Origin of the sequence: Streptomyces sp. NBC_00190, assembly GCF_036203305.1 — a bacterium.
Classification (GTDB): domain Bacteria; phylum Actinomycetota; class Actinomycetes; order Streptomycetales; family Streptomycetaceae; genus Streptomyces.
Map to the genome: position 1 here is coordinate 6,243,002 of NZ_CP108131.1, position 25,810 is coordinate 6,268,811.

A 25,810-nucleotide genomic window follows, 5' to 3' on the forward strand; every position below is an offset into this window, starting at 1 on the left:
ACGCGGAGACGGTCTACGCCGCGGGCTCCGACGGGGCGAAGAGCGAGACCTCGCAGCCGTCCGGGTCGAGGACCACGGCGTAGCGCTGGCCCCAGAAGGCGTCCCAGGGCTTCAGATGCCCGGTGTACCCCGCATCGGTCAGCTCGGCGTACACCGCGTCCACCCCGGCGGGGGAGTCGCACAGGAAGGCGAGCCCCGCGCGGCTGTCGCCGGAGGGCCGGGTCCAGGACGGGTTGAAGGAGCGGATGGTCGCCTCCGTGTCCCACCCCATCCGCAGCCCCCCGGGCAGGGCGGCTTCGACGTGCGGCTGGTCATCGGCGCCGGCCGGGATGTCCAGCCCGAGGCGCCGGTAGAAGGCGAGCGAGGCGGCCATGTCGGAGACGACCAGGCCGATCATGTCGAGTCGTGGAGTCAGTCGAGTCATACGCGCAGGCTAGGCCCTCAGCCCTCAGCCCTGCCGCCGCACGGCCACTGCCGCGCACGCCAGCGCGAGGGGCAGCTCGGCGCCCGCCGCGAGCAGCAGCGCGATGCCCTGCTGGCCGGTCCCGAGCGAGGTGGTGACGTCGAACCAGGCGTCCATCGCCAGCAGCGCGGCGGTCGCCGCCGCCACCGCCGACGCCCGGGGATCCCCCCGCCGCAGCAGCACGCCGGTCCCGGTCAGCCCGGCGGCCAGCATCACGTCCAGGCCGATCCACGCGGTGGCCCAGTTCGGGACCTCGGCCGTCTGCGGCAGGGTCTTCGCCAGCACCAGCATCCACGGCACCAGCGCCACCCCCGCTCCGGTGAACAGGGCGGCCGTACGAGGGGTGCGCCAGGCGCGGGCCTGCGGGGCGACAAGTGCCATGGCGGCGGGTCTCCTTCCGGCCCGGCGGTCCGTCCCCCGGGCACACCACCACCCTCGTCGGCCGGGCCGCGGAGATCACTCACACCACTGTCCGAAGCCGGGGTGGTGCCAGGTACACCCCCGGGCGGGCACCAGCGTGATGGCATGCTCCTGACCAGGACGATTACCGTACGGACATGGCAACTCCCGGCGCGCCGACGCGTACCTACACCTGGATCGCGGCGCACGCGCCGTGGTCGGCGTGGGCCCGGCGCAACACGACCTTCACGGTGGCCGCGATCCCGCCGGCCCTGCCCGCCCTCCTCGGCCTCACGTACGCGGCCCTCGCGCCCGGCCGGAGCCCCATCCCGCTGCTCCTGGTACTGGTCCTCTGCCCGCTGCTCACCACGCTCCAACGCAGCCGCTTCTGGGCGCTGCTCGGCCTCGACGTGCCGGAGGTCGTGCGGGAGCGGAGCTGGTGGACCCCGCGCGGGCTGGCCGAACGACTGCGCTCGGAGGCCACCTGGCGGCAGTACGGCTACCACCTCCTGGTCAGCCCGATCGCCGCCGCCGCCGGGGCGCTGGTGGTCCTCGCCTGGGTCTGCGGCGCGGCCGGCGCGTGCGTCTACGCCTGGTGCTGGATCCTGCCGGCGGACACCCGTACCCCCGGCTGGACCGGCGACTACGACGTCGTCACCGTGGCCGGCGTCCTGCTGCTGCTCTCCGCGCCCTGGGCGGCCGCCCTCGTGGCCCGCCTGGACGCATCCGCGGCGGCCGCCCTCCTCGGCCCGAACCGGTCCCGGGAACTGGAGCGGCGGGTCGAGGACCTCGCGGAGAGCCGGGCCGGCGTCCTGGACGCGGCCGACCTCGAACGCCGCCGCATCGAGCGGGACTTGCACGACGGCGCCCAGCAGCGGCTGGTCGCCCTCGCCATGAACCTGGGCATCGCCCGCGCCACCCTCACCGACCTGCCGCCCGAGGCGAAGGCCGTCATCGACGAGGCCCACCGCGAGGCGAAGGAGGCCATCGAGGAGCTCAGCAGCCTGGTGCGGGGCCTGCATCCGGCCGTGCTGGAGGACCGCGGGCTCGACGCGGCGCTCTCCGGGATCGCCGCCCGCGCCCCCTTCCATGTCGAACTGACCGTGGACATCGGGACCCGGCCGGGCGCAACCATCGAGGCCGTCGCCTACTTCGTGGTCTCCGAGACCCTGGCCAACGTGGCCAAGCATGCCCGGGCCGACCGGTGTTCGGTCCGGGTCGTACGCGACCCCGCGCCGGGCGGGGCCGGCCGCCGGGAGGACCTGCTGCGCGTCACCGTCACCGACGACGGGGTGGGCGGAGCCGACCCGGCGGGCGGCACCGGCCTGGTCGGCCTGCGCAAACGCGTAGGGTCGGTCGACGGAACCATCATGATCGACAGCCCCCTCGGGGGCCCGACCGTCATCACCGTGGAGCTGCCGTGCGCGCTGTGATCGCCGAGGACTCCGTCCTGCTGCGCATAGGACTCGTCAAAGTCCTCGAAATGGCCGGATTCGAGGTGGCCGCCGAGACCGGCGACGCCGAGGGTCTGCTCGCCGCCGTCGACGAACACCGCCCGGACCTCGCGCTCGTCGACGTACGGATGCCACCCGGCTTCACCGACGAGGGAGTCCGGGCCGCCCTGATGATCCGCCGGCAGAGCCCCGGTACCGCCGTGCTGCTGCTCTCCCAGTACGTGGAGGAGCGGTACGCCGCCGACCTGCTGGCCGCCCAGAGCGGCTCCGGCATCGGCTACCTGCTCAAGCAACGGGTCGCGGACGTCGAGGAGTTCATCGACGCGCTGCGGCGCGTGGCCTCCGGCGGCACGGCGCTCGACCCGCAGGTCGTCGCCCAGCTCCTGCTGCGCCGGGGCGGCGGACCGGACCCGCTGGAGCGCCTCACCCCGCGCGAGCGCGAGGTGCTGGCCCTGATGGCGGAGGGCCGCTCCAACGCCGGGATCGCGGCCGAACTCGTCGTGAGCGAGAGCGCGGTGGCCAAGCACATCAACAACATCTTCGCCAAGCTCGACCTGCCCCCGGCCGACGGCGACCACCGCCGGGTCCTCGCGGTCCTGCGCTTCCTGGACGGTACGCCGTGACCGCGGCCCGGACCTCGGCTCCGGCTCCGGGCTCGGCTCCCGGCCCTGCCCCGGCTCCCGTCCCGGCTCCGTCACCGGACCGGCCCGGGCAGCGGTTCGCGTGGACCGTCGCCGCGCTGCTCAGCGCGTTGCTCGTCGTCGCGCCGGTCACCTGGCAGGCATGGTCGTACGGGAGCGCACAGAGCCGCGTCCTGCAGGGCGGCAGCGGCGGCCGCCCGGTGACCGCCCTGGAGATCGTGGGCGGTGACTCCGACGTCACCGTCACCCCCCGCGGGGACCGGGAGGTCGGCTACCGCGCCGAGGTCAGCTGGTCGCTCAAGGCGCCCACCATCGAGGAGAGCTGGCTCGGCGGCAACCTGCGGCTGACCCCGCAGTGCCCCGGCGCGGGCTCCTGGGGGAGCGGCTCCGGCTGCACGGTCCGGCTGCGGGTGACCGTGCCCGTGGACATCCCGGTGAAGGTGACGGCCGGCGGCGGCCGGGTCTCCCTCAGCGGCCTGGGCGGCGACGTCGACGCGCGGGCCGACTCCGGCCAGGTCGACATCAGCGGGCTGCGGGGCGAGCTGCGCGCGGAGATCGGCTCGGGGCACCTGCGGGCCGCCGGGCTCACCTCGGCCCGGGCCGACATCCGGGTCGGCTCCGGCAGCGCCGACACCTCCTTCATCGCCCCGCCCGACCGGGTGACCGCCCGCGTCGGCTCCGGCCACACGGCCCTCACCGTGCCCCCGGCCACCCGCTTCCGGGTCCGCTGCGAGGCGGAAGCGGGCCGGTGCGAGGTGCCGGACGCCCTGCGCGACCCCGGCTCGCCCCGCACGCTGGACATCGAGGCGGGTTCGGGCCACGCCGCGGCCCTGTACCCGGACGGGCCGTAGTGCTCCGTGCGGCTCGCGGATAAAGAACTGGTGTGCGCGTGAGGGCTTCTCTCCCGCAGGCTCTTTCGCTCTCGCACGCGCTCAGCCCTTCGGCTGGGACGACGCCTGGGCGGCCGAGTTCACCCCGCACGCCGAGCCGGTCTGTCACCTGCTTCGGCAGGAGCACGACTCCAGCCCCCGCGAACACACTTCGATGTCCGCGCCGGTGAACGAGAGGTCGGCGCCACGCAGTTCGGCGAGCTCCCCCGTGGCGCGCGTCCCTTCTCGCGCGGTCAGGGGCGGCAGTGCTGCCGGGGCGGATCACCCTTGACGTGGGTGGGGTCGGTGGCGGTGTGGGTATGGGGATCGCCACCTCCGGTTACGGTCACGGAGTTCGTGACCTGCTTCGGGGCGGTGCAGGAAATCCTGGCCTGCAGCATGATCGGCGGGTAGTGCCTTCCGGCGGCGAGGACGCCGTTACGGCTACAGGTCAGCGTGGCGAGGGTGCACTGCCAGCCGGGGCCGCCGATGCGGGTGGCAAGGAGGCCGGCGGGGAGGGTGTCGTGCACGGTGACGGTGCTTCCGTCGGTCGGGCCGGCCCCCGAGGCATTGCCCACGGAGATTCGGTACGTACCGATGGCGCCCCGGGTGAACTTTCCGGGGTGCCTCTTGGTGATCGTGAGGCTGGGCCCACGGGCCGCCGCCGGGCCGAATGCGATGCCGTACGGTGCGCTGCCGACACTGATGGCGGAGGTGATCGTGTTGCTGGCGGTGTCGATCACCGACACGGTGGAGTCGCTGAAGTCGCCGACATAGGCCTGCGAGCCGTCAGCGTTGACGGCCACGAGCCCTGGTCCGGTGAAGCCCGTGATGGTGGCGGTGACGGTGTTGCTGGCGGTGGCGATCACGGACACGCTGGAGTCGATGAAGTTGGTGATGTAGACGTGTGAGCCGTCGGGGGTGACTGCCGCGCCAAAGGGATCAGCGCCGACCGGGATGGTCGTGGTGACCGTGTTGCCGCTGGTGTCGATCACCGAGACCGTGCTGTCAGCGGAGTTGGTGACGTAGACGCGTGCGCCGTCCGGGGTGATCGCCGCCCAGTCCGGGGACCTGCCGACCGGGATGGTGGCGGTGACGGTGTTGGTGCTGGTGTCGATCACTGTGACGGTGTTGCCGCCGTTGTTGACGACGTAGGCGCGGGAGCCGTTCGGGGTGATCGCGACGCTGACATCGTTGCCGCCGGCCGGGACGGTGGCGATGACGGTGTTGCTCGCGGTGTCGATCACCGCCACTGCGGCATCCCCGCTGTCGGCGACGTACAGATGGGAACCGTCAGGGGTGATCGCCAGGCCGACGGGACCGTTGCCGACCGGAATGGTGGTGGTGACGGTGTTGGTGCTGGTGTCGATCACCGAGACATTGTTGTCGCTGTAGTTGGCGACGTAGGCGCGTGTGCCGTTCGGGGTGACCGCCACACCGGCCGGGTGGCTGCCGACCGGGATGGTGGCCGTGACGGACTGGGTGACCGCGTTGATGACCGAGACCGTTGCGGACCCGAAGTTGGCGACGTAGGCGTTCTGTTGCGGAGCGGACGCGGCGGACGCCGGTGACGAGGCTGCGACCGGCAGCAGGGCGCCGGCCACCATGGCCAAAGACGCCACCCACGCCCGTGCCGAACGTGTGCATCGGGCCCACAGGAGCCCGCTCTCGCGGAATTCCGTAGAGGGCCGCGGTCTTCCTCCCCTGCCTCTGAGCCTGAACACCGGTGCCTCCATATCAGCAGCGAGTCCGATCACGGACAGTGATCATCGACTGCACTATGTCACTGGCCACATCGCCGGACGGCTTCGACACAGTTGAGTTACCTATATGGCCGATCGGTCAGGCGACAGCGCCGGCTGCCGGGGTCGTGCAGGAGTCCCCGAATTTAATCGGTGGTGCCGTGCCCCGGGGTGGGGCTAAGGTTCTACTCGTTCCAAGGTGCGGCTGTGTGTCGTTGCCGAGGCGCGGTGTTGGTTCGTTGAGAAGAAGCAGGAGGTGAGGACATTGATGACTGTCATGGCGACGGGCGCTGCCCGCATTCAGGAGTTCATCGTTTCCACCCCTGTGGTCTCCGGCTGACACCCACTCGACTTACGCGCGCAGAGCGCGCCGCCGGGGCCGCCCTTCGAAGGGTTCCCCTTGTTCAACGCTTCGCTCAACACGTCTTCCACTTCTGATGCTCAGCACGTCCTCGCCGCCTACGGCTGGGATGGGGGCTGGGAAGCGGAGTTCGCTCCGTACGCCGCGCAGGGTCTGGTCCCCGGCCGGGTCGTACGCGTCGACCGCGGTCAGTGCGACGTCATGACCGAGGACGGCATCGTCCGCGCCGACACCGCCTTCGTCACCCCGCACGACCCGCTCCGGGTCATCTGCACCGGGGACTGGGCGGCGGTGGAGGCGGCCGGCAACCCGCGCTACGTGAAGGCGTACCTGCCGCGCCGGACCGCCTTCGTACGCTCCACCTCCTCGCAGCGGTCCGAGGGGCAGATCCTCGCCGCCAACGTCGACCACGCGATCATCGCGGTCTCCCTCGCCGTCGAACTGGACCTCGGGCGCATCGAGCGCTTCCTGGCCCTGGCGTGGGAGTCGGGAGCCCAGCCGCTGGTCGTCCTCACCAAGGCGGACCTCGTCCCGGACCCGGCCACGCTCGGCCACCTGGTCCAGGACGTGGAGACCACCGCGCCGGGGGTCCAGGTCCTCACCGTCTCCTCCCTCACCGGGGAGGGCACGGACGTCCTCTCCGCCGTCGTCGCGGACGGCACCAGTGTGCTGCTCGGCATCTCGGGCGCCGGCAAGTCCACGCTGGCCAACGCGCTGCTCGGCACCGAGGTCATGGAGGTCCAGGAGACCCGCGAGGTCGACGGCAAGGGCCGCCACACCACGACGACGCGCAACCTGCTCGCCCTGCCGGGCGGCGGCGTCCTGATCGACACGCCGGGGCTGCGCGGCGTCGGGCTCTGGGACGCCGAGGCCGGGGTCGGACAGGTCTTCTCGGAGATCGAGGAGTACGCGGCACGGTGCCGCTTCCACGACTGCGCCCACGAGGCGGAGCCGGGGTGCGCGGTGCTGGCCGCGGTGGCCTCGGGCGAGCTGGCCGAGCGCCGCCTGGACAGCTACCGCAAGCTGCTGAGGGAGAACCAGCGGATCGTGGCGAAGACGGACGCCAGGGTCCGCTCGGAGATCCGTCGTGACTGGCGCCTCAAGTCGGCGGAGGGCCGCTCCAATTACGCGGCGAAGCGCGGCGGCCGGGTCTGACCCCTGGCGGGGCTCGTCGGGGTCCTGGGCGCGGGCCGGTCTGCCGCTGTGCGGCACCCGCCCGTGTCCGGGGCGCCGGGGTCTAGCGATTGTTCTGAGCCTTCTCCTGGAGTTCCACGAAGGGTGCCTGTGCCATTGAGCCGCGCACTCTCGCGAGACCGTACCGATTGATAGTCGCTTTGTTCGCGTAGACGTTGCCGAGGTTAAGGGAAGTTCTTTTTTCCCCCGGCGGCGTCACATCCACATGGATATATGTCGAGCCATCCGTGTTCCGTGCCCACCACAGTGATACACACTGTCGGCCTCTGGTCACGTTGAGGAGCTCATTGCTGTTCGAGATCACGGATTGATATCTGAACTCTGCGCCCGGCGGTCCCTTGGGGAAGTCATGGCCACTCGCCTTGAGATCCTTTACTTTTGCCTTGGAGCGCTCATAATTGGCGCTCATTGTCATCCTGTCTTTCCTGATAACGTAAAGTTCGGTCTGCGCGCTGACTGCTTCGTAGTTGGCCGTGCCGGGATTGTGGATCTCGATGACCGCATCCTGTGCAAGTTCTTCTCCCGGATTCAATGCCCGCCCTGGCGGTATGACGAACTCCCTGGAGTCGATCTGATTGTATTTGGAATTGCCCTTGGGGAGCAGGCCCTTGATCCAGAAAATGCTGCCGAGGATATAGACGGGAACCTGTCCAGAGTTCTTTGCGTAAAGATGAACCGGCAGGTACATCGTCTTCTTTTCCTTGTCCAGGCTTGGTGTTCTGAATTCGGCTCCACTCTGCACCAGCGGAGATGTCACGTAGGGGACATAGAATTGTGAATACGTTAGGTTGGTGGCTGCGAGGAGAGCGGGAATGAGTGCCCCGATCGCGATGCGCCCGGGATTGCGAATGCCCTCCCATGCCCGGCTGCGGACGAGTATCCACAGAGCCCACGAAGACCAGAGCGTGAGGGTCACCCAAAGCGGCAGGTAAAGGTTGTATACGTGGCCGCTGATCTCCACTATGAGGAGAACCGAGCTTATGCCTAGGGAGATCAGGGCTCCGAACAGAACGATTACCCCTGAGTACTTCATCTGCCGCTTACGCCAATAGTCGAGAGTGGCCAGTGCGGCAATCACTTCGATCAGGGCCAGGACGAGGAAGGTGAATCCTGCGATTCGTCCACCGTAAGTGAGGGCATCCAGGGTGTCCGCTATGCCGATCTTGGCGAGCACGCATGCAGTCATGAGGAGGCCGACTGCCATGACGGTGCCGATGATTCGCCGGGGCCACGGGCGATCCGGCCAGACAGTGCTGTCTCCGCCGATCCATTGGATGTCGTGTCCGAACGCCACACCAGCACGTATCAGGAGTCGTTGCAGCTCTCTGGGAGACCACACTCTGCCTGCGGACTTACCGTCGATGATGACTTTCCGCAAGCCGAGCTCATCCGGTGCCCCTACGGATATCACGGGCGTGTTGGCCATGGCACCAGCCTGCCGCTTGTGCCGGTTGCCCGCCCCTCGGAGGCGCACCTCGGGTGCGCCATCCGTGTCATGGCAGGGGTGCGCCTGTCACCCGATTGGGCTAACAGGGTGAGCGCCTTGACGTGATGCGGGCTGAACCTGGGCATGACGAATCACTCGTCCTGACGGGAGCTCCCCATGCGTAGACGACTTCTCGGGTTCGCCGCTGCCGTGATAATGGCCGCTCTTGGAACCATGGGCTCCGTCGCACAGGCTGCCGTGCCGGGTGTCGACGAGCCAACGTGTACGAAGACCGGCGGAAAGGTGCAGTACGACTCCGATACCGGCCTGTGGATCTGTGTCGGCGGCAAGTACGACGACGAACCCATCAACTGACACGGCCGGTCCTGCGACCCCTCAAAGACCCCGGCGGGGCTGGAACGTCCAACCCCGCCGGGGTTTTTGAGGCAGGGGCCCTCCCGCCGGTCAGAGGCCCCACGCGTGGACGTGGTCCGGGTGGATGCGGATGACCTCCGGGCTGAAGTGGGGGCCCAGTTCGTGCGGGCCCACCTCCAGCGTGGCGTGGCCGCGGATCTCGACGCCGCGCACACGCCACGGGTTGGTGTTCACCAGGTCGTCCACGACCAGCGCCAGCCGCGGGTTCCGCTGGAGGTTGCGCCACTTCTTCGTCGTGCCCATCGCCATCCCGCCCACCAGGATCGTCCCGTCCTCCTGGGGGAAGAAGCCCACCGGGTTCGCCTGCGGCTGCCCGGTCGCGTCCACCGTGGCCAGGCGGCCCAGGCGCTGGGAGCGGAGATACGTCAGTTCCGCCTCGCTGAAACCCTCGAAGTCCTTCATGCCGGAAGCCTCGCAGAGGCCGTGGCCACCCGCATCGGGCCGCGGTCCTAGGCCCTCAGACCCCCACCACCACCGCGCCCAGCCACGCCCCCACCACCATCAGGCACGCGAACAGCTCCACCAGCACGCTCGTGCCCACCGCGCGCATCACCGCCCGTACCGACGCCCACGCCTCGCCGTGCGTCCCGAGGCGGAGCCGCTCGCAGAGGTAGATGCCGCCCACGAAACCCGGGACCGCCCCCACCACCGGGATCAGCACGAAGCCCAGGACCGCGCCGGCCCCCGCGTACACCGCCATCCGGCGGCTCACCGCCACCCCCCGCAGCCGGCGCGGCGGGAGCAGCCACTTCACCACCTGCACCACCAGCAGCAGGGCCGTCGCCGCGACCAGCAGGGACCAGGCCGGCGCCGACCGTTCGTGCAGCGCCCACCACATGACACCCGCCCACACCAGCCAGGTGCCCGGCACGCCGGGGACCAGCACCCCGACCAGCCCGAGCAGCAGCACCAGCCCCACCAGGAGCAGCTGCGGCGGATCCATCTGCTCAGCGTGACCGATCAGCGGCTATCGGGCCACCCAGCCCCGCTCGTACGCGTGCCAGCCCAGCTGGAGCCGTGTCGTGACCCCGGACAGCTCCATCAGCCCCTTCACCCGCCGCTGTACCGTCCGCAGACCCAGCTCCAGGTGCTTGGCCACGCTCGCGTCCGTCATTCCCGCCAGCAGCAGGGTCAGGATCTCCAGGTCCGTGGCGTCCGGCCCGCCGCCGGACTCCTCCGGCGAGCCCGACGCGCCCAGCCGTAGCGGCAGCGACTCCCGCCACACCGCCTCGAACAGGCCCGTCAACGACTCCAGCAGCCCCGACGCGTGCACCACCAGCGCCGCGGGCTCCGCCCCGCGCGCCGTCAGCGAGACCATGGCGAGCGTCCGGTCCGCGATCACCAGCTTCGTCGGGACCTCCCCCGTCACCCGGACCCGCTCGCCCCGGGCCAGCGCCGTCGACGCCTCCCGGATGCCGCTCGGCGTGCTCAGCACCTCCCGCTCGATGACCACCCGGTAGTCGACACCGCGTACGGAGGCCCGGTCCTCCGCCTCGTTGCCCGTGCCCGTCACCACCTGGGGCCGGCCGGTGACCAGCGCGCAGACCTCCTCCACCGCGCCCAGCTGGAGCTGGTGGAAGCGGTGTGCCACCGCGCTCGCGCCCTGCACCACCTCCACCAGATCGTGCACCGCCGGCTCGGCCGCCTCGGCCCGGAACTCCTCGGCAAGCAGCGCCGCCGCCAGCTCCGCCTGCTCCAGCTCGTGCCGCTGCTGGGTGAGCAGCGCGCCGAGGGCGACTCCAGGCGGGGCCGCCACCCAGCGTCCCGGCCGGGCGGAGGACCGCGCCGCGAGCCCCTGCCGTTCCAGGTGCCGCAGCGCCCGTTCGGTCTGCGGCTCCGGCAGGGTCAGCCGGTGCGCGAGGTCGGGCACCTCCGCCGCCCCCAGCGCCACCAGCGCCCGGTACGCCGACTCCTGGCCCTCGTCCAGGCCTATCGCACCCAGCAACCCGTCCACCCACCTCTCAGCACACGCCGCCTGGCGGGAAGCGGCCACGGCGCAAACCCGCCGCGGACATCATCGCCGCACCTCCCGCCACTCTGCCAAGGTGACGCCACCGCAGCACCAACATCCGCTGGCCATAAGCCACTTACATGGCAGCTTTGCCGTGCAATGCAGCAGTTGGCCGGAATTCACCTGGGGAGAGCGATGCGCCCGATATCGCGTACGGCACTCGGGGCGGCCACCGCGGTCGTGGACCACGCCGGAGCCGCGGGCAAGCCGGTCTCGCTGAAGGTCGAACTGACCGACGCGAACGGCACATCCGTGACCCAGACGGTCGCGCGGGCGTACGACGTCCGCCAGTCGTTACGGGTCATGAGGAAGGGGTCCACCGGGCGGCGGCCCGATGGACCCCTTTTCGCGCATTCGGCGTTTTCCGTCCGTCCGGGAGGCCGAGAATGGGGACATGAGTCAGCAGGGCGCGGGCGCGGACGACTGGTGGCAGAAGCTCTACGAGGACCCGGACGCGGTCCCGGAAGCCGACCCGGGGGACACCCTGGACAACCGCTTCCGTTCGGCGTCGGTCCTGACGACGGACCCGGGGCAGGCACCGGCACCGGCACCGGGTCCGGCGGAGCCGGGACCCGAGGCGGTGCCCGCGCGGCCGCCGGAGCCTCCGCCGTCGGCCCCACCCGCCCCTCCTGCCGCTGAGCCGCTGCTCCCGGGACCCCGCCGCTCCCCGCCCCCGCCCCCGCCGGGCTGGCCGCCCGCGGACCCCCCGGCCCCGCCGGTCCCGCCGCCGAGCCCGGCTCCGCCGACGGCGTCCGGGGTACCGGGGCCGCGGCCGGCTCCGGATCAGCAGTCACCCGTACCGCCCGTACCGCCCGCGCCCCCGCGGGATCCGCGCGCCGGGGGTGTCACCGGATACGCCCTCGGGGACGTGGACGTACCGCCGGTGGCGCCGTCCGGGCTCCCGGCCAGGCACCGGGACGCCCCACAGCCCGCACCCGCTTCCGTACCCGCACCGGGTCCGGCGGAGCCGGAGCGGCGGCCCGAGGTGCGTCACCTCGGCGACCGGGCCCCCACGTACGCCGCCGAGCCCGGCGCGCTCCCGCCCGCCGACCCCGCCGCCCTCAGCGGCGTCGGCGGGCTGACCCCCGACACCGTCCTGGAGGGCGCCCGCTACGGCACGTACACCCTGCGCGCCGCCTCCCTGCGCGGGGACTCCGCCCGCTTCCGCGGCGAGGCCCGCCGGGACTTCCTGCTCACCGCCCGGTTCGGCGGCGGCGACGACGCCCTGGTCCTGGTGGCCCTCGCCGGCGGCGACCGGGCCGCCCCCGGAGCCGCCGAGGCCGCCGCCGAGCTCTGCCGCACCATCGCCGCCGCCGTCGGGCGCAGCCAGGATCGGCTGGCCGACGACATCCGGGCCGGGCGCCGCGACGCCCTGCGTTCCGGCCTCCAGCGCCTCACGGACCGGGGGTACGGGCGGCTGCGGGCCCGCGCCGCCGAGCTGGGGCTCGCCGAGGAGGCGTACACCGCCGGAGTGCGCGGACTGCTGCTCCCGGTGGACCCCGAGTGCCGGACCCGCGTGTGCTTCGGCTCCGGCCCGGGCGGGCTGTTCCGGCTCCGGTCCGGTGTCTGGCAGGACCTGGAACCGGCGGCCGGCCCTCCCGGCGACCCGGCCGGGACCACCGGGACCCGAGAGGGGCCCGAGGACACCGAACCCGTCGACGGCGGCTTCCGGTTCCGCGCCTCCGTGGCCCGCCCCGGCGACATCCTGCTGCTGTGCTCCGGCGGCCTGGCCGAGCCGATGCGGGAGGAGGGGCTCCTCACGGCCGAACTCGCCGCGCGCTGGGCCGACCCGCAGCCGCCCGGTCTCGCCGCCTTCCTCGCGGACACCCAGCTCCGCGTCAAGGGCTACGCCGACGACCGCACGGCCGCCGCCGTCTGGGAGGCGTAACCGGCGCATACATGGCTGGATGGGAGGCACACGCAACGGAGAAGCGGACGGGACCGGTCCGCAGACCGGGAAGGGTGCCTCCCCCATGGCCAAGCAGAACGTGGCGCAGCAACTCGTCGACATCCTCGTGCGTGCCGGCGTGCGCAGGATGTACGGGGTCGTCGGCGACAGCCTCAACCCCGTGGTGGACGCGATCCGCCGGTCGGGTGACATCGACTGGATCCAGGTCCGCCACGAGGAGACGGCGGCCTTCGCGGCCGGCGCGGAGGCGCAGATCACCGGTCGGCTCGCGGCCTGCGCGGGCTCCTGCGGCCCGGGGAACCTGCACCTGATCAACGGCCTGTACGACGCCCACCGCTCGATGGCCCCGGTGCTCGCGCTCGCCTCCCACATCCCCTCCTCGGAGATCGGCCTCGGCTACTTCCAGGAGACCCATCCCGACCGGCTGTTCACCGAGTGCAGCCACTACAGCGAGCTGATCTCCAACCCCCGGCAGATGCCCCGCGTGCTGCAGACCGCCATCCAGCACGCCATCGGCCGCAGCGGCGTCGGCGTGGTCGCGCTGCCCGGGGACATCGCCGCCGAGCCCGCGCCCGAGAAGACGGTGGAGCACGCCCTCGTCACCGCCCGGCCCTCGGTACGCCCAGGCGACGGCGAGATCGAGAAGCTGGTCCGCCTCGTCGACGAGGCGGACAAGGTCACCCTCTTCTGCGGAAGCGGCACCGCCGGAGCGCACGCCGAGGTGATGGAGTTCGCCGGCCGGGTCAAGGCACCCATCGGGCACGCCCTGCGCGGCAAGGAGTGGATCCAGTACGACAACCCGTACGACGTCGGCATGAGCGGGCTCCTCGGCTACGGCGCGGCCTACGAGGCGACCCACGAGTGCGATCTGCTGATCCTGCTCGGCACGGACTTCCCGTACAACGCCTTCCTCCCCGACGACGTGAAGATCGTCCAGGTGGACATCCGTCCCGAACACCTCGGCCGCCGTTCACAGTTGGACCTGGCGGTCTGGGGAGACGTACGGGAGACCCTGCGCGCCCTGAACACCCGCGTGAAGGTCAAGACGGACCGCCGCTTCCTGGACCGGATGCTGAAGAAGCACGCGGATGCGCTGGAGGGCGTGGTCAAGGCCTACACGCGCAAGGTGGAGAAGCACACGCCCATCCATCCTGAGTACGTGGCCTCGGTGCTGGACGAACTCGCCGACGACGACGCCGTGTTCACCGTCGACACCGGCATGTGCAATGTGTGGGCCGCGCGCTATCTTTCCCCGAACGGTAAGCGGCGCATCATCGGCTCCTTCAGTCACGGCTCGATGGCCAACGCCCTCCCGCAGGCCATCGGCGCACAGTTCACCGACCGGAACCGTCAAGTGGTGTCGCTGTCGGGTGACGGCGGTTTCTCGATGCTGATGGGAGATTTCCTCACCCTGGTGCAGTACGACCTGCCCGTCAAAGTGCTCCTCTTCAACAACTCATCCCTCGGTATGGTCGAGTTGGAAATGCTGGTTTCCGGCCTGCCCTCCTACGGGACGACGAACAAGAACCCCGACTTCGCCGCGATCGCCCGCGCGGCGGGCGCCTACGGGGTCCGCGTGGAGAAGCCCAAGCAGCTCACAGGGGCTTTGAAGGACGCCTTCAAGCACCGGGGGCCCGCTCTGGTGGATGTGGTGACCGACCCCAACGCCCTGTCGATTCCGCCGAGGATCAGCGCCGAGATGGTGACCGGATTCGCACTTTCCGCCAGCAAGATCGTGCTGGACGGCGGAGTGGGCCGGATGATCCAGATGGCTCGATCCAACCTCCGCAACGTACCGCGCCCATGAGCCCGCAGGAGTGCGAAACCGCCCGGGGGGCATGCATCCCGTAGACCTGTTCGAGAGCAGTGGACACGGGAGGGACATCGCCGTGCGGGTGGGGGCGAAGACGGGGAAGCCGTGGAGGAGGGGCCGGCCTGTACCGCGCGAACCGTCGGTCGAGGACGGGGGAGCGGTGGACGGGGGGGAGATCACCCGCAGCGTGCGCCGGGCGGATCTGAAGGCCGTGAGTGAAATCCGGCGGGCATTACGGGAGTTGATGCGGCACCGGTGCCAGGCCGACTGCGCGGAGGTGGCTGAACTCCTGATCACCGAGCTCGTCACCAACGCCCTCGTCCACACCGAGCAGGGCGCGGAGGTGTCCGCGAGCCTCGCCGCCGCCCGGTTACGGGTGGAGGTCCGGGACTACGCCTCCCGCCGGCCCCTGCCGTACGTACCGACCGCCGACGACGGTACGCACGGCAGGGGGCTGATGCTGGTGCAGGCCCTCGCCGACGCGTGGGGCGTGGAGGTGGCGGGACCGGGACGCGGCAAGGTGGTCTGGTTCGAACTGGACGGAGGGCTCGCCTGAGAGAGGCGAGCCCTCCGGGGTTCCACCGGATGTTCCGGTGCGGGAGCGGTCAGCCGAACTGCTGCTCCAGGTCCTTCAGTTTGCGCTCCAGCGAGTCGAGCCGGGGGAGCGCCTGGGTGTCGTCCTCTGCGGTGAGGTCCACCGTCCGGGAGCCGGTCAGCTCAAAGGAGTCGGTCGTGTTGACGGCCTGCAGGGAGGGCCTTCGGCGCAGGGGTGGCAGCTGGTCCCGTTCGGGTATGGCCGGCTCCGCGCCGACCGGCGCGGAGCCCGTTCCGGGGGCCAGCCCCGGCATGTCGCCCTCGCGGGCGCGAGCCCGCCCGAATGCCCTGTTCTGCCGGCCGAGCGCCCTGATGTGCGCGCGGTCCAGGCGGTGCTGCTCCCGCCGGCGGTGCCGGTCGTTCTCCTTCTCCTTCTTGTCCTCGCGCACGTCGTCCACGGCCTCGTCGAGGGTGCGCACCCCTTCCAGCAGCATGAGCGACCAGGCACCGAAGGTCTCCCGGGGTGCCCGCAGCCAACGGACCATGCGGATCTGCGGCAGCGGCCGGGGGATCAGGCCCTGCTCGCGCAGTGCCGCCCGGCGGGTCTGCTTGAGGGCCCGGTCGAAGAGGACGGCCGCCGAGAGCGACATGCCGGCGAAGAACTGCGGAGCCCCGTCGTGGCCCATCCCGCGCGGCGCGTGCACCCAGTTGAACCATGCGGCCGCGCCCGCGAACAGCCAGACCAGCATGCGCGAGCCGAGGGCCGCGTCTCCGTGGCTGGCCTCGCGGACGGCGAGCACCGAGCAGAACATGGCGGCGCCGTCGAGGCCGAAGGGGACCAGGTACTCCCAGCCCCCGGAAAGGTTGAGGTTTTGCCGGCCGAAGCCGACGAGTCCGTGGAAGGAGAGCGCGGCGGCGACCGCCGCGCAGCAGAAGAGCAGGACGTACGAGGCGGTCCCGTAGACGGCTTCCTTGCGCCTGCGGCGCTCCTCGCTGCGCTCCCAGCTGTCCTCGGTCGCGGCCTTCTCGCTCTCGCGCTTGCCCCGGGCCAGTACCGCAACTGCCGCAAGTACGCCCAGGATCAGCAGGCTGCCGGGAAGCAGCCAGTCCAGCGATATGTCGGTCAGTCTCATCGCTTTCTTCTTTCGTGGATACTCCCTGCTTTAGCTGGGAGAGGAAACGAATCCTTGGCTCGGAAGTGCGGAGCGCCGGAGGTCTCTTCGTTGCTGTCGGGGGCGGTCAGGCAGGGGTGGTGGGTCCTTCGGGTCGGGTGGTGTAGGCATATCTGTCTGCTCGTTGGAGGAGGCGGAAGCGTTTGTGGCCGATGCCTTGGATGAGGCCGTGGGCGGTTTTGATGTTGAAGCTGCCGGTGGCGCGGACGGCGATGCGGCCGGTGTGGGTGCCGGTGTGGGTGCCGGTATTCTTGCCGGTGGGGACGACGGCGCGGCGCCTTCTCCCCAACCTCGCGGTTGGGGGTGACGCCGCCGATGCCAGGTGAAGCAGCGGCGGTCTCCCCTCGCACATGTTCCACGCCGGTTACCGCACGAGTGCGGTGTTCGAGCCCCGTTTCGTCCCCGATCCGGGGTGTGTCTGCTGACTCGAATTCCAGAGCAGCCCGCTGAGGAAGCACGGACTGGTGGGTCTTCTCGCCTACGTGGAACGTAGCCAACTTCGTTCACCTCCCAATATGTGTTGTTGGCTGGTGCTGGTAACGGCGGCCCTCAGCCAGAGCGGCTGAAGGCCCCCTCCTCCAGGAGAGGGATCCCGTTACGCGGATTTCCTTGCCTCGCGTCTGCGGCTGTGCGGCTTCCGGGCGCCATAGTGGCGCAGGTGGCCGGCTGTGCACGCGGGATTCGGGGCAAGAGGACGCCATCGGGGGGCGGGGCCCGCCGGATAGGGTGTTGTTCTTCGAACTGACGCTCGTGCGTGCTTGGTTGGGTTCGATTACAGCCACCCCTGCGGGTGGGTTCAGGCGGTGGCGGCCGCGGTGAGCCGGGCGACGCGGTCCGCGTCGCCGGTCCGGGGGCAGGTGACGCAGGTGTCGTCGGGCCGGATCGTGTAGAAGAGGCAGCAGCTGGCCCGGTCCCGGGTGGGCAGCTCCGTGCCGTCCGGGCCGCAGAGGGTACGGAAGCCCGCGCCCCCGGTGTAGGGGGCGGTCGAACCGGGCAGGAGCGCCTCCAGCTCGGCCATGGCCCGCCGCTCCTCGCCGAGCAGGTGGCCGATGTACCAGAGGCTCTCGACGACCTCGTCGGTGACCATGCCCCACAGGGCGCGGCGGCCGCGTCTCATGCGCGGGCCGAAACCTTCCAGCACGGGGCCGAGGTGCTGGGCCACCGCCGCCCGCACCTCGCCGCGCAGCGCCTCCTCGTCGGGCACGACACGAGCCCCGGGGAGAGCGGCCGCCGGGTCGTCCGGCAGGCAGGCGAAGCCGTCGACGCGCACGGTCATCCGGCCCAGCGTCCGGTGGAAGGCCACCTCGGAGACCGGGAGCCGGGGGACCCGCCGGTGCAGGAACCAGGGGACGGTGATCAGCAGGCAGGCCGGCCACGCGTACCGGTGCAGCCCGAAGCTCGCGACCACGTCGGGGCGGGCCTGGCGCCCGTAGTCCCGCAGCACCTGGGCGTCGTCCCAGGCGAGGAAGGCGTCCAGGGCCGGTCCGCCCGCCGCGAGGTCCTCCGCGCGGACCCAGCCCGCACCGCCGGGCAGGTCTTCGTGCGCGGCCCGTTCCGCGACCCGCAGCCCGCCGAACGCCTCCGCCAGGCGGGCGTACGCGTCCGCCACCGCGGAGGAAGGTGCGGCGGACGTGACGTCCGAGGCGGGGGGAACGGCCGTGACGGTCATGAAGGACCACCGAATCGCGCGATCGTTAACAGGTTAGCCTTACCTTACCCGATTGCGATCAGGTCGTATCCTCAGAACAGGTCGAGAGCTGGAGGAGGACCGCGTGCCGTTGATTCCGGCGCAGAAAACCGCCCGGAAGGTGCTACGCCATTCGGTGCGCGGGCAGGTCCTCGACGCCCTGCGCGCGGCGCTGGTCGACGGCGAGCTGGTACCCGGCGAGATCTACTCGGGGCCCGCGCTGGGGGAGCGCTTCGGGGTCTCCGCGACCCCCGTGCGCGAGGCGATGCAGCAGCTGGCGCTGGAGGGGGCGGTGGAATGCCTCCCGAACCGCGGCTTCCGCGTCCTGTCGCACACCGCGCGCGAGCTGGCCGAGCTGGCCGAGGTACGGGCCCTGCTCGAAGTCCCCGTGATGCTGAGGCTGGCCCGCGGGATGCCGACGGCGACGTGGGAGGCCCTGCGGCCGGCGGCCGCCGCGACGGCCGAGGCGGCGGCGGCGGGCGACGTGCCGGGTTACGCGGAGGCTGACCGGGCCTTCCACCGCGAGGTGCTCGCGCTGGCCGGCAACGACCAGTTGGTCCAGGTGGCCGAGGAGCTCCACCGCCGGGCGCAGTGGCCCCTGCCGGGCGCCGCGCGGGTGCGGCGGGCGGAGCTCGTCGCCGACGCGGCGGAGCACTCGGCGCTTCTGGAGGCGCTGATCGCCGGTGACCTCGCGGTGGTGGAGTCCCTCGTACGCGAACACTTCGCGAGCCCGGCGCTCTGAACCGGGCGCGGCGCCGCCGGGGGTCCCCGGACCTCCCCCAGACTCCGTCCGGGGCACCCCCGGCGCCGCAAACGCCGACGGGGCCGGATCGCGCGCAAGGCGATCCGGCCCCTACCGGGGCTACGCCGCAGGTGAAGGGGCCGGCTGGAGCTGGTCCGCCAGCCAGGTGGGGATGCCGCCCAGGAGGTGGAACAGGCGGCGGGCCTCCGCACGGAGGCGGGCCGCCTCGGGCTCCGGCTCGGCCTCGGCCAGCGCGGCCAGCGCCGGGGCGGTGCCGATCAGGAAGCCCAGCTCCTCCCGGATCCGCAGGGACTCCATGAACCCCTTGCGGGCCTCCGCCACCTCGCCGTCGCGCAGGGCCAGCGCCGCCAGGTGCCGCCAGGTGAAGGACAGCAGCAGCGTGTCTCCGTGGGCCACGGCCCCCGCGTGCGCCCGGTGGTACGCCGGACGCGCCGACTGCGGGTCGTCCGCCAGGTGCTCCGCGACCAGCCCGCGCCGGAAGTCCAGCAGCGGCCGGGTCCGGGATCCGGGCGCGAGGAGGGCCGCCGCGCGGCCCAGCGCGGAGCGGGCCTCGTCGGCCCGGTCACGTACGCCGAGCACGGTCGCCGCGTACGCCAGCTGACCCCGCTCACAGGCGGCCGCGCCGCGGTCGTCGTCGTCCCGCGCCCCCGCCTCGGCGATCCGCAGCGCGTCCTCGGCCTCGGCCCAGCCCTGCCCCGTGAACAGGCAGCGCTCCACCAGCAGCGCGGTCCGCTGCACGGCCGCCCCCGCGTGGGCGGGCTTGCCGACGTGTGGTGTCAGCAGCGCCGCCGCGTCGGTCCAACAGCCGCGCGAGCGCAGCCGCCATATCGCCCGCTGGAGGGGGTCGTCTCCCCCGGTGGATCCGGCACTCGACATGGCGGTATCCGCCACATTGCCCTCCCCAAAGCAATCAAGCAGCACATCGTTGAGCCCTGGGGCGAAATGAGAGCACGGATCGACGGCTCCGGCCAAGGGGTCGGGTGAACCTTTTCACAAAGTCCGGACGGATCATCAGCCACCCCCCGGCCGGCCGGGGGCGGATCTTCTCAGCTCATGCGCAGTGCCAGGAAGAAGTCGAGCTTGTCCTCCAGCCGGGACAGGTCCCGCGACGTCAACTGCTCGATTCGTCCGACCCGGTAGCGCAGCGTGTTGACGTGCAGGTGCAGCCGCGTCGCGCAGCGGGTCCAGGAGCCGTCGCAGTCGAGGAAGGCCTCCAGCGTCGGGATGAGCTCCGCGCGGTGGCGCCGGTCGTAGTCCCGCAGCGGGTCCAGCAGCCGGGCCGTGAAGGCGCGGCGCACGTCGTCCGGCACGAACGGCAGCAGCAGCACGTGCGAGGCCAGCTCGTGGTGGCCCGCCGCGCAGACCCGGCCCGGGCGGGCCGCGGCGACCCGGCGGGCGTGCCGGGCCTCCTCCAGCGCCCCGCGCAGCCCCTCGGCGGAGTGCACGGCCGCGCTGACGCCGAGCGTCAGGCGCCCGTCGTCGGCCAGGCCGGCCTGCAGGGGGTCCCGTACGGCCGAGAGCAGTTCGTCGGCGTGCAGGGCGGAGTCGGGGCCCTTGTCCTCCCCGCCCTCCCCGATGAGCGACGGCAGCGGCACGAGGGCGATGGCCTCGTCGCCGGAGTGGGCGACGGCGATCCGGTCCGAGGGCTCCGGCCCCGAGACGGACGGGTCGACGAGGATCTCCTCCAGCAGCGACTGGGCCACCGGGCCGCCGGGGATGTCCCCGCCGTCCCAGTCGACCCGGGCCACGACGACCTGCCAGTGCGGGGCCGAGCCCAGCCCGGGCAGCAGCACCGGGGCCGCCACCCGCAGGCGGGCGGCGATCTCGGCGGGCGGGGCGCCCGTCTGGACCAGTTCGAGGACTTCCTGTGCGAGGCGGCGGCGCACGGTGCGGGCGGCGTCGCGCCGCTCCCGCTCGACGGCGATCAGCTGGGTGACGCCCTGGAGCAGGTCCAGGCGCTCGGCGGGCCAGTCGCCGGCGTCCGCCTCGACGGCCAGCAGCCAGTCCGAGAGCACGCTCTCGCGCACGTCCCGGACGGCCGGGCCCGCTGCTCCGCGGCCGTGTCCCCTGATCGGGAAGAGGGAGTAGGTAATACCCTGAATGGAGATCCGGTGCGGCCCCCTGCGGCCTGTCCGGACCGCCGCGAGGTGCTCACTCGCCAGCGTCGAGCAGATGCCCGGCGTCAGTGGCTCGCCGGCGCCGGCGATCTGCCGGCCCGTGGGCGAGAGCACCCAGGCCCGGAGATCGAGGTCGGTGGTGAGCAGATCCAGCACCACATCGGGTCCGCCGCCCGCCGGGCCCGAGGTCATCAGGCGGCGATGGCGGTCGACGACGGCCGCCAGGTCCCCCGCGCGCTCGCCGGAAACCTGTCGCACCACGTACTCGGTGATCGTGGCGAATGCAACGTCCTCGTTCACGGCGAACAGCGGCAGCCGGTTGCGCCGACAGGCTGAAACAAGATCTTCCGGGATGTCTCCCAGCTCTGCCTCGCCCGCGGCGAGCCCGGCGACGCCGGCGCTCGCGAGGATTCGTACGAACGGCTCTGAATCGGCTGAATTTCGTCGCCAGGCCAGGCCGGTGAGGACGAGTTCGCCCCCGGTGAGGTATCGGCTGGGATCGCGCAGGTCGGTCGTCATGACCCCGCGCACCGTCCGGTCGAGTTCTTCCTCGCCGCCCAGCAGCCGCAGCCCCAGCGCCTCGGTTTCCAGCAGTGCGCGCAGCCGCATGATGTCGCCGCCGATCTGTCTCGAATGTTGCCGTTGGAAATCGGGCAGGTCGTCGCATCCTGCCTTTCATACGAATCTACAAGACGAGGGAGGCCGCCAGCCAACTCCTTCATGGTTTCGGTGACTGCACCCGGGGGACAGGCGGCCGGTGTACTGAGTCCACACCGCGTTAACAGCACGTGAACGACCAGTCGAGGGCCTCAGGCCTCCTGGCTTGAAGTCAACGACACGATGAAGAAGAAGAGAGCCGCTCATGGACTTCCTTCGCCCCGCCAGCTGGGAGGAGGCGCTCGCCGCTAAGGCCGAGTTCCCCACAGCTGTGCCGATTGCGGGTGGCACCGACGTAATGGTCGAGATCAACTTCGACCACCGTCGGCCGGAGTACCTCCTGGACCTGAACCGCATCGGTCTGCTGCGGGAGTGGGAGGTCGGCGAGGACGTGGTCCGTCTGGGCGCCTCCGTCCCGTACACGCAGATCATGGAGAACCTCCGTACGGAACTTCCGGGACTCGCGCTCGCCTCGCACACGGTCGCGTCCCCGCAGATCCGCAACCGCGGCGGCGTCGGCGGCAACCTCGGTTGCGCCTCGCCGGCCGGTGACTCCCACCCCGCGCTCCTCGCGGCGGGCGCCGAGGTCGAGGTGGAGTCCGTACGCGGCTCCCGCCTGATCCCGATCGACGAGTTCTACACCGGGGTCAAGCGCAACGCGCTCGCCGCCGACGAGCTCATCAAGACCGTCCACATCAAGAAGGCGGACGGCCCCCAGCAGTACTCCAAGGTCGGCTCCCGCAACGCGATGGTCATCGCCGTCTGCGCCTTCGGCCTGGCACTGCACCCCGAGACCCGCACGGTTCGCACCGGCATCGGTTCGGCCGCGCCGACCCCGATCCGCGCGAAGGCCGCCGAGGAGTTCCTGAACGCCGCGCTCGAAGAGGGCGGCTTCTGGGAGTCCGGCAAGGTCATCACCCCGTCGATCGCCAAGCAGTTCGGTGACCTCGCCTCCGGCGCGGCCAACCCGATCGACGACGTCCGCGGCACGGCGAAGTACCGCCGTCACGCGGTTGGCATCATGGCTCGCCGCCAGCTCGTCTGGACCTGGGAGCAGTACCGCGGTACCGGCAACGGCCGCTCGCTTGAAGGGGCTGCGTAATCATGCGCGTCAATTTCACTGTCAACGGCCGTCAGCAGGAAGCCGACGACGTGTGGGAGGGCGAGTCCCTTCTCTACGTCCTGCGCGAGCGCCTGGGCCTGCCGGGTTCGAAGAACGCCTGTGAGCAGGGCGAGTGCGGTTCCTGCACCGTCCGTCTCGACGGCGTGCCGGTCTGTTCGTGTCTGGTCGCGGCCGGCCAGGTCGAGGGTCGCGACGTCGTGACCGTCGAGGGCCTGGCGGACTTCGCCAAGCAGCGCGACGAGCACGGCCACGGCGGTGCCTGCGGCACCGGCGGCGGCTGCGGCAGCAAGGGCGGCGTCTCCCTGGACGCGGCCAAGCAGTGGCGGGCCAAGCCCGGCGACTCGCAGACCGGTGAGGGCGCCCCGCTCTCCAACATCCAGCAGGCGTTCATCGACGCCGGCGCCGTCCAGTGCGGTTTCTGCACCCCGGGCCTCCTGGTCCAGGCCGACGCGCTGCTGGAGGAGAACTCCTCCCCGTCCGACCAGGACATCCGTGAGGCCCTGTCCGGCAACCTGTGCCGCTGCACGGGCTACGAGAAGATCCTCGACGCGGTCCGCCTCGCGGCCGCCCGTCAGTCTGAGGCGGTCTGACCATGGCCCAGAACACGCGCACGGTTCCGGCGGGTACGCCGACCAACGTCACGCAGAAGCACACCAAGGGCGGCATCGGCGAGTCCACGCTCCGCCCGGACGGCACCCTCAAGGTCACGGGTGAGTTCGCGTACTCCTCGGACATGTGGCACGAGGACATGCTGTGGGGCCAGACCCTGCGCAGCACCGTCGCCCACGCCGAGATCGCGTCCATCGACATCTCCGAGGCCCTGGCCATGCCGGGTGTCTACTCGGTGCTGACGTACGACGACCTGCCGGCCGAGATGAAGAACTACGGCCTGGAGATCCAGGACACCCCGGTGCTCGCCAACGGCCGGGTACGCCACCACGGTGAGCCGGTCGCCCTCGTGGCCGCCGACCACCCGGAGACCGCCCGCCGCGCGGCCGCCAAGATCAAGATCGACTACCGGGAGCTGCCGGTCGTCACGGACGAGGCCTCGGCGCTCGCCGAAGGCGCGCCGCTGATCCACGAGGGCCGCGACGACCACCACTCCGGTCACGTCCCGCACCCGAACATCGTGCACCGCCAGCCGATCATCCGCGGCAACGTGGAAGAGGCCCGCAAGCGCGCCGACGTCATCGTCGAGGGCGAGTACACCTTCGGCATGCAAGACCAGGCCTTCCTCGGCCCGGAGTCCGGCCTGGCCGTGCCGTCCGAGGACGGCGGTGTCGACCTCTACGTCGCCACCCAGTGGCTGCACTCGGACCTCAAGCAGATCGCCCCCGTCCTCGGTCTCCCCGAGGAGAAGGTGCGCATGACGCTCTCCGGCGTCGGCGGTGCCTTCGGCGGTCGCGAGGACATCTCGATGCAGATCCACGCGTGCCTCCTGGCGCTGGCCACGAACAAGCCGGTCAAGATCGTCTACAACCGGTTCGAGTCCTTCTTCGGTCACGTGCACCGTCACCCGGCGAAGCTCTACTACGAGCACGGCGCCACCAAGGACGGCAAGCTCACGCACATGAAGTGCAAGATCGTCCTGGACGGCGGCGCGTACGCGTCGGCCTCCCCGGCGGTCGTGGGCAACGCCTCCTCCCTCTCGGTGGGTCCGTACGTCATCGAGGACGTCGACATCGAGGCGATCGCGCTCTACACGAACAACCCGCCCTGCGGCGCGATGCGCGGCTTCGGCGCCGTCCAGGCCTGCTTCGCGTACGAGGCCCAGATGGACAAGCTCGCGGCGAAGCTGGGCATGGACCCGGTCGAATTCCGCCAGCTCAACGCCATGGAGATGGGCACGATCATGCCCACCGGCCAGGTCGTGGACTCCCCGGCCCCGGTCGCCGAGCTGCTGCGCCGGGTCAAGTCCCGCCCGCTGCCGCCGGAGCGCCAGTGGGAGACCGCGGGCGAGGGCGCGGACGTCCGCGCGCTGCCGGGTGGCCTCTCCAACACCACCCACGGTGAGGGCGTCGTCCGCGGCGTCGGCTACGCGGTCGGCATCAAGAACGTCGGCTTCTCCGAGGGCTTCGACGACTACTCGACCGCCCGCGTGCGCCTCGAGGTCATCAACGGCGAGCCCGTCGCGATGGTCCACACGGCCATGGCGGAGGTCGGCCAGGGCGGTGTCACCGTCCACGCCCAGATCGCCCGTACGGAGCTGGGTGTCACGCAGGTGACCATCCATCCGGCCGACACGCAGGTCGGCTCCGCCGGTTCCACGTCCGCCTCGCGGCAGACGTACATGACCGGCGGCGCGGTGAAGAACACCTGTGAGGCCGTCCGCGAGGCCGTCCTGGAGATCGGCCGCCGCAAGAACGGGTCCTACCACCCGGCGTGGGCGACCGCCGAGCTGCTCCTCGAAGGCGGCAAGGTCGTCACCGACGGCGGCGAGGTCCTCGCGGACATCGCGGAGATCCTGGAGGGCGAGGACGCGATCGACCTCGAGCTCGAGTTCCGTCACCGTCCGACCGTCGCCTTCGACCTGAAGACCGGCCAGGGCGACGGCCACGTCCAGTACACCTTCGCCGCGCACCGCGCGGTCGTCGAGGTGGACACCGAGCTCGGCCTGGTCAAGGTCGTCGAGCTGGCGACCGCCCAGGACGTCGGCAAGGCCCTGAACATGCTCTCCGTGGTCGGCCAGATCCAGGGTGGTACCACCCAGGGCCTCGGCGTGGCGATCATGGAAGAGATCATCGTGGACCCGAAGACCGCGAAGGTGCGCAACCCCTCCTTCACGGACTACCTGATCCCGACCATCCTGGACACCCCGACCATCCCGGTCGACGTCCTGGAGCTCGCCGACCCGAACGCGCCGTACGGCCTTCGCGGTATGGGCGAGGCTCCGACCCTCTCGTCCACCCCGGCCGTCCTCGCGGCGATCCGGCAGGCGACCGGTCTGGAGCTCAACAAGACGCCGATCCGTCCGGAAGCCCTCACGGGAACCCTCTAGGACGGCGTGGTCCGGGGGCCGCGAGGCCCCCGGACCCCCTCA

24 protein-coding genes are annotated in these 25,810 nt (G+C 71.3%); 12 read left to right on the plus strand and 12 right to left on the minus strand.

Going from position 1 to position 25,810, the window contains the following annotated elements:
- Nucleotides 1-13: 13 nt before the first annotated feature.
- On the minus strand, nucleotides 14-424 hold the full coding sequence (locus OG429_RS29660; protein WP_328928305.1) for a VOC family protein: 411 nt from the start codon (nucleotides 422-424) through the stop codon (nucleotides 14-16).
- A gap of 24 nt (nucleotides 425-448) precedes the next feature.
- On the minus strand, nucleotides 449-844 hold the full coding sequence (locus tag OG429_RS29665; protein ID WP_328928306.1) for an LPXTG cell wall anchor domain-containing protein: 396 nt from the start codon (nucleotides 842-844) through the stop codon (nucleotides 449-451).
- A 176-nt stretch (nucleotides 845-1,020) separates the two neighbouring features.
- On the opposite strand from OG429_RS29665, the gene OG429_RS29670 reads away from it, so the two are divergent.
- The 3 genes from OG429_RS29670 to OG429_RS29680 are packed head-to-tail and all read left to right on the plus strand — an operon-like array spanning nucleotide 1,021 to nucleotide 3,808.
- The gene (locus OG429_RS29670) at nucleotides 1,021-2,295 is read left to right on the plus strand and encodes a sensor histidine kinase (protein WP_328928307.1); all 1,275 of its coding nucleotides are present in this window, start codon (nucleotides 1,021-1,023) and stop codon (nucleotides 2,293-2,295) included.
- The gene (locus OG429_RS29675; RefSeq protein WP_328928308.1) at nucleotides 2,283-2,939 is read left to right on the plus strand and encodes a response regulator transcription factor; all 657 of its coding nucleotides are present in this window, start codon (nucleotides 2,283-2,285) and stop codon (nucleotides 2,937-2,939) included. Before OG429_RS29670 ends, OG429_RS29675 begins: the two co-directional genes overlap by 13 nt.
- Nucleotides 2,936-3,808, plus strand: coding sequence for a hypothetical protein (locus OG429_RS29680; protein ID WP_328928309.1), 873 nt, complete (start codon nucleotides 2,936-2,938; stop codon nucleotides 3,806-3,808). The genes OG429_RS29675 and OG429_RS29680 overlap by 4 nt, the downstream gene beginning before the upstream one ends.
- A gap of 272 nt (nucleotides 3,809-4,080) precedes the next feature.
- Here the strand turns inward: OG429_RS29680 and OG429_RS29685 are convergent, their stop codons facing one another.
- On the minus strand, nucleotides 4,081-5,448 hold the full coding sequence (locus tag OG429_RS29685; protein WP_328928310.1) for a YncE family protein: 1,368 nt from the start codon (nucleotides 5,446-5,448) through the stop codon (nucleotides 4,081-4,083).
- 520 nt (nucleotides 5,449-5,968) lie between these two features.
- On the opposite strand from OG429_RS29685, the gene rsgA reads away from it, so the two are divergent.
- Entirely contained in the window at nucleotides 5,969-7,084 is a 1,116-nt protein-coding gene (gene rsgA / locus OG429_RS29690; RefSeq protein ID WP_328928311.1) for a ribosome small subunit-dependent GTPase A, read from the plus strand.
- An 82-nt stretch (nucleotides 7,085-7,166) separates the two neighbouring features.
- Here the strand turns inward: rsgA and OG429_RS29695 are convergent, their stop codons facing one another.
- Complete coding sequence (locus tag OG429_RS29695; protein ID WP_328928312.1) at nucleotides 7,167-8,549, minus strand: hypothetical protein; 1,383 nt, start codon at nucleotides 8,547-8,549, stop codon at nucleotides 7,167-7,169.
- A 177-nt stretch (nucleotides 8,550-8,726) separates the two neighbouring features.
- On the opposite strand from OG429_RS29695, the gene OG429_RS29700 reads away from it, so the two are divergent.
- Entirely contained in the window at nucleotides 8,727-8,924 is a 198-nt protein-coding gene (locus tag OG429_RS29700) for a hypothetical protein (protein ID WP_328928313.1), read from the plus strand.
- Nucleotides 8,925-9,014: 90 nt separating this feature from the next.
- Here OG429_RS29700 and OG429_RS29705 read toward each other — a convergent pair whose 3' ends face one another.
- From OG429_RS29705 to OG429_RS29720, 4 genes are all read right to left on the minus strand, one after another.
- A complete protein-coding gene (locus tag OG429_RS29705) occupies nucleotides 9,015-9,386 on the minus strand; it encodes a PPOX class F420-dependent oxidoreductase (RefSeq protein ID WP_328928314.1) in 372 nt (123 codons plus the stop codon).
- A 55-nt stretch (nucleotides 9,387-9,441) separates the two neighbouring features.
- Nucleotides 9,442-9,927: a DUF456 domain-containing protein gene (locus tag OG429_RS29710; protein WP_328928315.1), complete on the minus strand. Its 486-nt coding sequence runs from the start codon at nucleotides 9,925-9,927 to the stop codon at nucleotides 9,442-9,444.
- Nucleotides 9,928-9,951: 24 nt separating this feature from the next.
- A complete protein-coding gene (locus tag OG429_RS29715; RefSeq protein WP_328928316.1) occupies nucleotides 9,952-10,929 on the minus strand; it encodes a helix-turn-helix domain-containing protein in 978 nt (325 codons plus the stop codon).
- Between the two features lie 185 nt (nucleotides 10,930-11,114).
- The gene (locus OG429_RS29720) at nucleotides 11,115-11,300 is read right to left on the minus strand and encodes a hypothetical protein (protein WP_328928317.1); all 186 of its coding nucleotides are present in this window, start codon (nucleotides 11,298-11,300) and stop codon (nucleotides 11,115-11,117) included.
- 89 nt (nucleotides 11,301-11,389) lie between these two features.
- Between OG429_RS29720 and OG429_RS29725 the strand changes: the two genes are divergently transcribed.
- From OG429_RS29725 to OG429_RS29735, 3 genes are all read left to right on the plus strand, one after another.
- Nucleotides 11,390-12,883, plus strand: a complete 1,494-nt coding sequence (locus OG429_RS29725; protein WP_328928318.1) for a protein phosphatase 2C domain-containing protein — start codon at nucleotides 11,390-11,392, stop codon at nucleotides 12,881-12,883.
- A gap of 85 nt (nucleotides 12,884-12,968) precedes the next feature.
- Nucleotides 12,969-14,711 (plus strand): pyruvate dehydrogenase, encoded by a 1,743-nt coding sequence (locus OG429_RS29730; RefSeq protein ID WP_328928319.1) that lies wholly within the window; start codon nucleotides 12,969-12,971, stop codon nucleotides 14,709-14,711.
- Between the two features lie 250 nt (nucleotides 14,712-14,961).
- Nucleotides 14,962-15,273, plus strand: coding sequence for an ATP-binding protein (locus OG429_RS29735; protein ID WP_328930465.1), 312 nt, complete (start codon nucleotides 14,962-14,964; stop codon nucleotides 15,271-15,273).
- Between the two features lie 49 nt (nucleotides 15,274-15,322).
- Here OG429_RS29735 and OG429_RS29740 read toward each other — a convergent pair whose 3' ends face one another.
- Nucleotides 15,323-16,384: a DUF2637 domain-containing protein gene (locus OG429_RS29740; RefSeq protein ID WP_328928320.1), complete on the minus strand. Its 1,062-nt coding sequence runs from the start codon at nucleotides 16,382-16,384 to the stop codon at nucleotides 15,323-15,325.
- Between the two features lie 835 nt (nucleotides 16,385-17,219).
- Entirely contained in the window at nucleotides 17,220-18,092 is an 873-nt protein-coding gene (locus OG429_RS29745) for a (2Fe-2S)-binding protein (protein ID WP_328928321.1), read from the minus strand.
- A 103-nt stretch (nucleotides 18,093-18,195) separates the two neighbouring features.
- Here OG429_RS29745 and OG429_RS29750 point away from each other — a divergent pair, with 103 nt between their 5' ends.
- A complete protein-coding gene (locus OG429_RS29750) occupies nucleotides 18,196-18,852 on the plus strand; it encodes a GntR family transcriptional regulator (protein WP_328928322.1) in 657 nt (218 codons plus the stop codon).
- A 120-nt stretch (nucleotides 18,853-18,972) separates the two neighbouring features.
- Here the strand turns inward: OG429_RS29750 and OG429_RS29755 are convergent, their stop codons facing one another.
- On the minus strand, nucleotides 18,973-19,749 hold the full coding sequence (locus tag OG429_RS29755; RefSeq protein ID WP_328928323.1) for a hypothetical protein: 777 nt from the start codon (nucleotides 19,747-19,749) through the stop codon (nucleotides 18,973-18,975).
- 170 nt (nucleotides 19,750-19,919) lie between these two features.
- A complete protein-coding gene (locus tag OG429_RS29760; RefSeq protein WP_328928324.1) occupies nucleotides 19,920-21,599 on the minus strand; it encodes a PucR family transcriptional regulator in 1,680 nt (559 codons plus the stop codon).
- 253 nt (nucleotides 21,600-21,852) lie between these two features.
- Between OG429_RS29760 and OG429_RS29765 the strand changes: the two genes are divergently transcribed.
- Genes OG429_RS29765 through pucD form a run of 3 tightly spaced genes read left to right on the plus strand, consistent with a single transcriptional unit; the run spans nucleotide 21,853 to nucleotide 25,768 of the window.
- On the plus strand, nucleotides 21,853-22,749 hold the full coding sequence (locus OG429_RS29765; RefSeq protein ID WP_031151493.1) for an FAD binding domain-containing protein: 897 nt from the start codon (nucleotides 21,853-21,855) through the stop codon (nucleotides 22,747-22,749).
- A gap of 2 nt (nucleotides 22,750-22,751) precedes the next feature.
- Nucleotides 22,752-23,360 (plus strand): (2Fe-2S)-binding protein, encoded by a 609-nt coding sequence (locus OG429_RS29770; RefSeq protein WP_328928325.1) that lies wholly within the window; start codon nucleotides 22,752-22,754, stop codon nucleotides 23,358-23,360.
- Between the two features lie 2 nt (nucleotides 23,361-23,362).
- On the plus strand, nucleotides 23,363-25,768 hold the full coding sequence (pucD, locus tag OG429_RS29775; RefSeq protein ID WP_328928326.1) for a xanthine dehydrogenase subunit D: 2,406 nt from the start codon (nucleotides 23,363-23,365) through the stop codon (nucleotides 25,766-25,768).
- Nucleotides 25,769-25,810: the final 42 nt, after the last annotated feature.

What these genes read in the sequence shown, in the direction of transcription:
- OG429_RS29660 (WP_328928305.1), bottom strand. Translation starts at nt 424, where the DNA reads ATGACTCGACTGACTCCACGACTCGACATGATCGGCCTGGTCGTCTCC.
- OG429_RS29665 (WP_328928306.1), bottom strand. Translation starts at nt 844, where the DNA reads ATGGCACTTGTCGCCCCGCAGGCCCGCGCCTGGCGCACCCCTCGTACG.
- OG429_RS29670 (WP_328928307.1), top strand. Translation starts at nt 1,021, where the DNA reads ATGGCAACTCCCGGCGCGCCGACGCGTACCTACACCTGGATCGCGGCG.
- OG429_RS29695 (WP_328928312.1), bottom strand. Translation starts at nt 8,549, where the DNA reads ATGGCCAACACGCCCGTGATATCCGTAGGGGCACCGGATGAGCTCGGC.
- OG429_RS29700 (WP_328928313.1), top strand. Translation starts at nt 8,727, where the DNA reads ATGCGTAGACGACTTCTCGGGTTCGCCGCTGCCGTGATAATGGCCGCT.
- OG429_RS29705 (WP_328928314.1), bottom strand. Translation starts at nt 9,386, where the DNA reads ATGAAGGACTTCGAGGGTTTCAGCGAGGCGGAACTGACGTATCTCCGC.
- OG429_RS29710 (WP_328928315.1), bottom strand. Translation starts at nt 9,927, where the DNA reads ATGGATCCGCCGCAGCTGCTCCTGGTGGGGCTGGTGCTGCTGCTCGGG.
- OG429_RS29720 (WP_328928317.1), bottom strand. Translation starts at nt 11,300, where the DNA reads ATGACCCGTAACGACTGGCGGACGTCGTACGCCCGCGCGACCGTCTGG.
- OG429_RS29725 (WP_328928318.1), top strand. Translation starts at nt 11,390, where the DNA reads ATGAGTCAGCAGGGCGCGGGCGCGGACGACTGGTGGCAGAAGCTCTAC.
- OG429_RS29730 (WP_328928319.1), top strand. Translation starts at nt 12,969, where the DNA reads ATGGCCAAGCAGAACGTGGCGCAGCAACTCGTCGACATCCTCGTGCGT.
- OG429_RS29735 (WP_328930465.1), top strand. Translation starts at nt 14,962, where the DNA reads ATGCGGCACCGGTGCCAGGCCGACTGCGCGGAGGTGGCTGAACTCCTG.
- OG429_RS29740 (WP_328928320.1), bottom strand. Translation starts at nt 16,384, where the DNA reads ATGAGACTGACCGACATATCGCTGGACTGGCTGCTTCCCGGCAGCCTG.
- OG429_RS29745 (WP_328928321.1), bottom strand. Translation starts at nt 18,092, where the DNA reads ATGACCGTCACGGCCGTTCCCCCCGCCTCGGACGTCACGTCCGCCGCA.
- OG429_RS29755 (WP_328928323.1), bottom strand. Translation starts at nt 19,749, where the DNA reads ATGTCGAGTGCCGGATCCACCGGGGGAGACGACCCCCTCCAGCGGGCG.
- OG429_RS29760 (WP_328928324.1), bottom strand. Translation starts at nt 21,599, where the DNA reads ATGCGGCTGCGCGCACTGCTGGAAACCGAGGCGCTGGGGCTGCGGCTG.
- OG429_RS29765 (WP_031151493.1), top strand. Translation starts at nt 21,853, where the DNA reads ATGGACTTCCTTCGCCCCGCCAGCTGGGAGGAGGCGCTCGCCGCTAAG.
- OG429_RS29770 (WP_328928325.1), top strand. Translation starts at nt 22,752, where the DNA reads ATGCGCGTCAATTTCACTGTCAACGGCCGTCAGCAGGAAGCCGACGAC.
- pucD (WP_328928326.1), top strand. Translation starts at nt 23,363, where the DNA reads ATGGCCCAGAACACGCGCACGGTTCCGGCGGGTACGCCGACCAACGTC.